This is a genomic window from Rhodopseudomonas sp. BR0G17 (assembly GCF_010907025.1).
GTDB classification, from domain to species: domain Bacteria; phylum Pseudomonadota; class Alphaproteobacteria; order Rhizobiales; family Xanthobacteraceae; genus Rhodopseudomonas; species Rhodopseudomonas palustris_H.
Genome location: NZ_QUML01000001.1, coordinates 430,447 through 437,240 on the forward strand (window position 1 = coordinate 430,447; position 6,794 = coordinate 437,240).

Below are 6,794 nucleotides of genomic sequence, written 5' to 3' on the forward strand. Positions count from 1 at the left end.
CTAAACCTGTTAAAGCCGTGACATTATCCTGGTATAATAATCAACAGGATCAGACGTGACTCCTGATCAGAACGCGCTCGGTTCCTATTTGCGCAGCCGCCGGACCCGACTCGACCCGGCCGCGCTCGGTTTCTCCATCGGTCGGCGCCGCACGCCTGGACTGCGGCGCGAGGAAGTGGCGCAGCGCGCTAATATCAGCCCCACTTGGTACACTTGGCTCGAACAGGGCCGCGGCGGCGCGCCGTCGGCCGCGGTGCTTGATCGCATCGCCAAGGGCCTGATGCTGACCGAACCCGAGCGGGAGCATCTGTTCATGCTCGGCCTCGGCCGGCCGCCGGAAGTGCGATACACGCCCGCCGACGGCATCTCGCCGCGATTGCAGCGGGTGCTGGATGCGATGCCGCTCAGTCCGGCCATTATCAAGACCGCAACCTGGGACGTCGTCGGCTGGAACAAGGCAGCTGCGGCACTGCTTACGGACTACAGCATGCTGCCGCGCGAGCAACGCAACATCCTGCGCCTGCTGTTCGGCAATGCTCGCAAGCGAGCCCGGCAGGAGGACTGGAGCAGCGTGGCGCGCTTCGTCGTCGGCGCGTTCCGTGCCGACGTGGCCCGCGCCGGGGCCGCCGGTACTGAAGAGGTCTCCCGACTGGTGGATGAGCTGTGCCGGCTCAGCACCGAATTCGCCGCGCTGTGGCAGGACAACGACGTCGTCGCACATGGCGAAGGCGTCAAGTGTATCAAACACCCAGAGGCCGGTCGTCTGGACCTGGAGTTCTCGTCCTTCACGGTCGAGGGGCGCCCCGAACTCGGCATGATCGTCTATAATCCTGCCTCGCCGCAGGTGGCCGAGCGCGTTCGTGCACTGATCGAGGCGAAGGGCGCCTCATGACGGACCTGTGTTCCTCCAGCCGAGCCCCAACCGATCGCTGCGACACGAGCCTCACCGGCGGAACGTCTTGATCTCCGACACGCTGCCGTCACGGTAGGTCAGCTCGACCGACACCGATTGCACGTTCGGAGCCAGCTTCAGATAGGGCTGTGCGCTGCTCGGAATCGCGATCGGATCGCGCATATCGCAGGGCGGCATCTTCAGCACCTTGTCCGGCACCGCACTGTCGATCCCGATCCGGACTTCCCGGATCGCGCAGCGATACGACATCAAATGCGTGTAGTACACGAGCAGGCCATTGTAGTCGCGGAACGACAGCCAGCTGGTCGCCGTCATGTCGAGGATCTTGCGCTGATCGCGGATCAGCGCCGCCTCCGGCTCGAACTTGATCGGAAACGGCCCCTGCATCTCGCCCTGCGCATCGATGTAGCGCAGCTCGATGGTGCCGGCGGGCGCGTCCGCGGGAAGTTGGATCGACGGGTTCGGCATCCGCTTGCGGGTGCGCGGATCGAGCGCGTCCATGAAGCCGGTTTCGCGGAATGCGCCCTCGCCCATCCGCCACGAGATGCCGAGCGTCGGATCGGCAATCGAGAACGACACCGTCCATCCGCCGTTATGCCGGGAGAAGCTGGCGATCGGCGCATTCAGCGTCTCAGAGGCCGGCGGCTTCAGCGGCGCGACCGGCGGCAGTGCGGCGACCTTCTGCGTAGGCTCCGTCGCGGCGGCGCTCGGCTGCGGCCGGCCGTTCAGGAAGACGTCGTCGACCATCTGGTCGAAATACACCGGCACCTGTTTGTGGCCGATGGTATCTGCCATCTCGCTGACGGCGCGCCGGGTGCGCTGCGCCACCTGCACCAGGTTATCGCCGGGATCGAGCAACTGCTTCACGAACACCCGGGTAAACACCGAGTTCGGGTTGCTATCGTTATCGGACAACCGATCAAGCGCGGTCTGCCGCGGGCCGGCTGAGAAAATCGAAAATACGCCTTCAGGCAGCGTCGTCATCGGCGCGAGCCCGCCGCGACCCGCCAGTGCTCGCACGCCGCGGCGTTCGAACGGATTGTTGCGGCAAGCGTCGAGCACCAAGATCGCGGTGCGTGCGCCGCGGTTCTGCAGCCGGTCGATGATGCGGTCCGCCATGATCGAGGCGTCACGCACCAGTTCCTCCTGGCCCTCGGTGGCGGCCGGCACGTCGATCGGCAGCAGGTAGTTCTGCCCCGCGATCTCGAAGCCATGACCGGCGTAGAAAAAGAACGCGGTGTCGCCGGGTTCGATCGTGGTGTCGAACGCCAGCAGGCTTTGGCTGAACGCGGCGCGAGTTTGGTTCTCGGCCACCATCACCTGGAAGCCGAGGGTCTTCAGCGCGTCGCCAATCGTGCGCGCGTCGTTGACCGCCTTCTGCAGCCTGGGGACGTTGCGGTAATCGTCGTTGCCGATCACCAGCGCGACCCGCTTCGCAGCCGATGCGGGGCCGGCGACCAGCAGCGCAAGCACGCAGGTGACGGCCGCAAGTAGCGCAGCTCCGTGCCGCGTGCCGGCCCTTCCGATCGATCGCATTCCAGTCCCTCAAACGAAGCGGCCGGATCGCGTCCGCCTGCGCCATAGTCGGTCAGAACCCGAGCACGGTTCAACCGAAAAGGACGTCGAGGCGGCCACGATCCGGCCGGGTGGTGCGGGCTTTGACAGCCCGCACCCGGGGCAACTGGTTGTCCGCGGAAGAGCCGCGACGCTTACGCCGCGCGGACCGTCTCGAGGAACTTGCCGACTTCCATCCTCAGCCGGTTGCTGTCATTGGCGAGCGATTGCGCCGCCGCCAACACCTGCGTCGATGCCGAGCCGGTCTCGTTGGCGCCGCGCTGCACGTCGACCACGCTCGCAGAGACCTGCTGCGTACCTTGCGCGGCCTGTTGAACGTTGCGCGAGATCTCCTGCGTCGCGGCGCCCTGCTCCTCCACCGCCGAGGCGATGGTCGACGCAATCTCCGACATCTTCGAAATCGTCGAGCCGATCTCGCGGATCGCGTTCACCGATTCTTGCGTCGCAGCCTGGATGCCGCCGATGTGCTGACTGATCTCACCGGTCGCCTTGGCGGTCTGCTCGGCGAGCGCCTTCACTTCCGCCGCCACCACCGCAAAGCCACGGCCCGCCTCGCCGGCGCGCGCTGCTTCGATCGTGGCGTTGAGCGCCAGCAGATTGGTCTGGCCGGCGATGGTGTTGATCAGTTCGACCACATCGCCGATCCGCGTCGCCGCCTGCGACAGATCGCCGACGCGTTCGTTGGTGCGTTGCGCCTGAGTCACCGCCTCATGGGCGATGCGCGCGGAGTCCTGAACCTGCCGGCTGATCTCGGTGACCGACGAGGCCATCTCCTCGGTCGCTGACGCCACCGACTGCACGTTCGCCGAGGCCTGCTCGGAAGCCGCCGCAACCGACGTGGTGACTTCCTGCGCACGCTGCGCGCTCGACGTCAGCGTCGTCGCCGACGCTTCGAGCTCGGTCGAGGCGGACGACACCGCGCGGATCACTTCACCGACCGCAGCCTCGAACTGATGCGCGAGCTTCTCCATCTCCTGCTTGCGCTGGACCGCAATGATGCGGTCCTGCTCGGCCTTGCCGGCGGCTTCCTGCCGGGCCTTCTCGGCGAGCATCAGCTTGATGCCGTTGACCGCATTGGCGGTCTGGCCGATTTCGTCGCCGCGTTCGGTGCCCGAGACCTCGACGTCCTGGCCTCGCGCCATCGCCTGCAGATCGCCGACCAGCCGACCAATCGGACGGGCGATGCCGAACTGCACGATCGCAAAGGCAAGCGCCAGCACGGCGAGGAAGCCGCCGCCGACAAGCAGAACCGTCAACTTGATGGTGCTGGCGACATCGGCCGACGCCGCGTGCGAGCGATCGCTCAGCTCCTTGTCGAGCTTATTGCTGATTGCAAATTGAGCATCACGCACGGCTTGATTGTGTTTGGCAATGTCCTTGGCCAGACGGACCGCGAGCTCGTTGTTGTTGGCCATTGTGGCCTGCTCGAGTGGGGGGTATTCCTTCGTCATCATGTCGTCGAACATCCGATCGATCCGATCGAAGTCCGCGGCAAACTGCGGCAGGCCTTTTTTCGCCTGCGCGATGAAATCGCTGAATTCCTTATGATTGGCCGCAATTTCTCGGCTGAGCTTCTGCATTTCCGCCGGATCGGTTTCGGCGATGATCCGCCATGACATCCGCCCGAAATTGAACAGGCGGGCGTTGGCGCGGAAGTTCGCCTTCATGCCCTGCACTTCGTTTTCGAGCATCGATGCGTAGGTCCGGTCGATCTCCTCCATCTTCGAAGCGGCGAACCAGACTCCGAAGCCGACGACGACGCTGAGCAATAAGAAACAGCCGATGATCTTGTAGAGCAATTTGACGTTCGAAAGCTGCATGGCAGGTACCCCAACCCTTAATGTGCCGACCCGTCGCACCATACGTTCGAGCATTGGCCGATGTTGTTAGCGCCGACGGGGCGGGCTTCCGATAAACTGGCTGCTTCACGACGTTGTCGTGCGATGCGCAAATTGATCAAAGAGCTCGCTATCCCGACGGTGGTGCCCCGAACACGCAACACCGATCATCGTCCGTATCAGCAGGCTGCTAAGCGCGAGTAAGTACAAATTCGGTCAGGTAGGACAAAACCGGGAGACGGGTCGACAAAGCTGTCACAAGGGTCGAAATAGCCAGACCATCCACTGGAGTCAGCGTGAGCGTCAGATGAATTCGGAAGACATCGTTTCATATTCGGATCAGGAATTACTGCAGGATTTTCCGCTGGTGCGGAGCCACGATCCGGTTGAAGCGAGAGACATCCTGCGGCGCTACGGCGTCGACATGATCGTCTCGAATCCCAGCGACTTCTTCATGCGGACCAACCTCGCCGAGCTGCCGCATATCGGCTTGTATTTCGTTCACAGTTCCGGTGCGACCCGGCTACTGATCCCCGAGCGCGAGATTGCCCTGGTGCATCTTTGCCTGGAGGGCGATGCGCTACTCACCAGTGGCAATCGCCGCGTCGAACTGTCGCAAGGCGCAGCTTGTATTTGTTCGCCGGGGGTGAGCGCCCAGCTCGAATTCGGACAGAACTCGCGACAATTGTTGCTGCGAATGCCGCAGCGGGTGCTGGAGCGGACCGTCTCGTCGCTGGTCGGCTTCAAGCCGCGGCAACCGATCCTGTTCGAGCCGGCGATCTGCAACGACGAGCCACGCTATCTCGGCTTCAGAGAGCTGACGACGCTGATCGCGTCACGGCTGGACTCCGCCTACTCGGTGTGGCCGAAGAACGTGCTGCTCCATCTGGAGCAGTCTTGCATCACGGCGCTGCTGTATTGCAGCCGGCACAATCTCGGTCATCTGCTGGAGAATGCCAACGCGGTGAGCGACGACGTGCCGCGCTACGTCCGCACGGCGGAGCACTACGTCGAGAGCCACCGCGACGAAGACATCAGCGTCGAGGACGTTGCGCGGATTGCCGGCGTCAGCATCTCCACCCTCACCCGCGCCTTCCTCAAGCATCGCGGCTACTCGCCGTCGGCCTACGTCAAGCGCGCCAAGCTCAATCACGCCAAGCAGCTGCTGGAGACCGGCGCTGCGACGACGCTGATCGGCGTCGCGCTCCGCTGCGGCTTCGCCAACCCGAGCCGGTTCGCTCAGGACTACCGGGAGGCGTTCGGGGAATCGCCGACCGAAACGCTGCGCCGCTGCCGGCCCGATCGGGGCCCCGAGACGCAAAAACATTAAGCTATTTCAGCCGTTTCATGCGCCGGCGCATTGACTTTGGCCGATTCCGGCCTATGTTCCGCCCGTGATGCGGCCCGGTATTGCGTCAAGTGATACCCAGATTGAGCCGCCTGTCCGCGATCCGACTTCCCCGTGCACGATTGCTAGCCGCTCCGGGGTTGAGCGCGACAGAGATTTCGCAGAATCCATGCGGCGGTTCGATTAAGTGGCGTGACCCCCGAGTTCCGGCCGATGGTGTTAGAACCAGGCCGCGCCCCGACAACAGAGGCTCGATGTCTTTTTCCAATCTGGGACTTTCCGAGAAAGTCCAAGCCGCCGTCGCCGCCGCCGGTTACGTTTCGCCCACTCCCATTCAACAGCAGGCGATCCCCCACGTCCTCGCCCGCAAGGACGTCCTCGGCATCGCCCAGACCGGCACCGGCAAGACAGCAGCCTTCGTGCTGCCGATGCTGACGATGCTGGAAAAGGGCCGCGCCCGGGCCCGGATGCCGCGAACCCTGATCCTCGAGCCGACCCGCGAACTCGCCGCCCAGGTCAAAGAACAGTTCGACAAATACGGCGCCGGCCAGAAACTCAACGTCGCCCTGCTGATCGGCGGCGTCTCGTTCGGTGATCAGGACCTCAAGCTCACCCGCGGCGTCGACGTGCTGATCGCCACCCCGGGCCGCCTGCTCGACCACACCGAACGCGGCGGCCTGCTGCTCACCGGCGTCGAGATGCTGATCATCGACGAAGCCGACCGGATGCTCGACATGGGCTTCATCCCGGACATCGAGCGGATCTGCAAGCTGGTCCCGTTCACCCGCCAGACCCTGTTCTTCACCGCGACGATGCCGAACGAAATCCGGCGCATCACCGAGACCTTCCTGCACAATCCCGAAAAGGTCGAAGTCAGCAAGCCCGCCTCGACCGCGGTGACGGTGACCCAGTCGCAGGTTCCTTGCGGCCGCGAGCCGCACGAGAAGCGCGAGACGCTGCGCCGGCTGATCCGCGGCGCCACCGACCTCAAGAACGCGATCATCTTCTGCAACCGCAAGCGCGAAGTCGCGCTGCTGGCGAAGTCGCTGCAACGTCACGGCTTCAGCGTCGGCGCGCTGCACGGCGACATGGACCAGACCGCGCGCATGGCCTGTCTCTT

5 protein-coding genes are annotated in these 6,794 nt (G+C 64.2%); 3 read left to right on the plus strand and 2 right to left on the minus strand.

Features of this window, described 5'->3' with window-relative positions:
* Positions 1-55: 55 nt before the first annotated feature.
* Positions 56-892, plus strand: coding sequence for a helix-turn-helix transcriptional regulator (locus DY467_RS02135; RefSeq protein ID WP_164633843.1), 837 nt, complete (start codon positions 56-58; stop codon positions 890-892).
* A gap of 51 nt (positions 893-943) precedes the next feature.
* Here the strand turns inward: DY467_RS02135 and DY467_RS02140 are convergent, their stop codons facing one another.
* Together DY467_RS02140 and DY467_RS02145 are read right to left on the minus strand one after the other, a co-directional pair.
* The gene (locus DY467_RS02140) at positions 944-2,449 is read right to left on the minus strand and encodes a caspase family protein (RefSeq protein WP_164633844.1); all 1,506 of its coding nucleotides are present in this window, start codon (positions 2,447-2,449) and stop codon (positions 944-946) included.
* Positions 2,450-2,622: 173 nt separating this feature from the next.
* Positions 2,623-4,308, minus strand: coding sequence for a methyl-accepting chemotaxis protein (locus DY467_RS02145; RefSeq protein WP_164633845.1), 1,686 nt, complete (start codon positions 4,306-4,308; stop codon positions 2,623-2,625).
* A gap of 325 nt (positions 4,309-4,633) precedes the next feature.
* On the opposite strand from DY467_RS02145, the gene DY467_RS02150 reads away from it, so the two are divergent.
* Together DY467_RS02150 and DY467_RS02155 are read left to right on the plus strand one after the other, a co-directional pair.
* Complete coding sequence (locus DY467_RS02150) at positions 4,634-5,656, plus strand: AraC family transcriptional regulator (RefSeq protein ID WP_164633846.1); 1,023 nt, start codon at positions 4,634-4,636, stop codon at positions 5,654-5,656.
* Between the two features lie 272 nt (positions 5,657-5,928).
* Positions 5,929-6,794 (plus strand): DEAD/DEAH box helicase (locus tag DY467_RS02155; protein ID WP_164633847.1); only part of this gene is annotated, 866 nt, incomplete at its 3' end.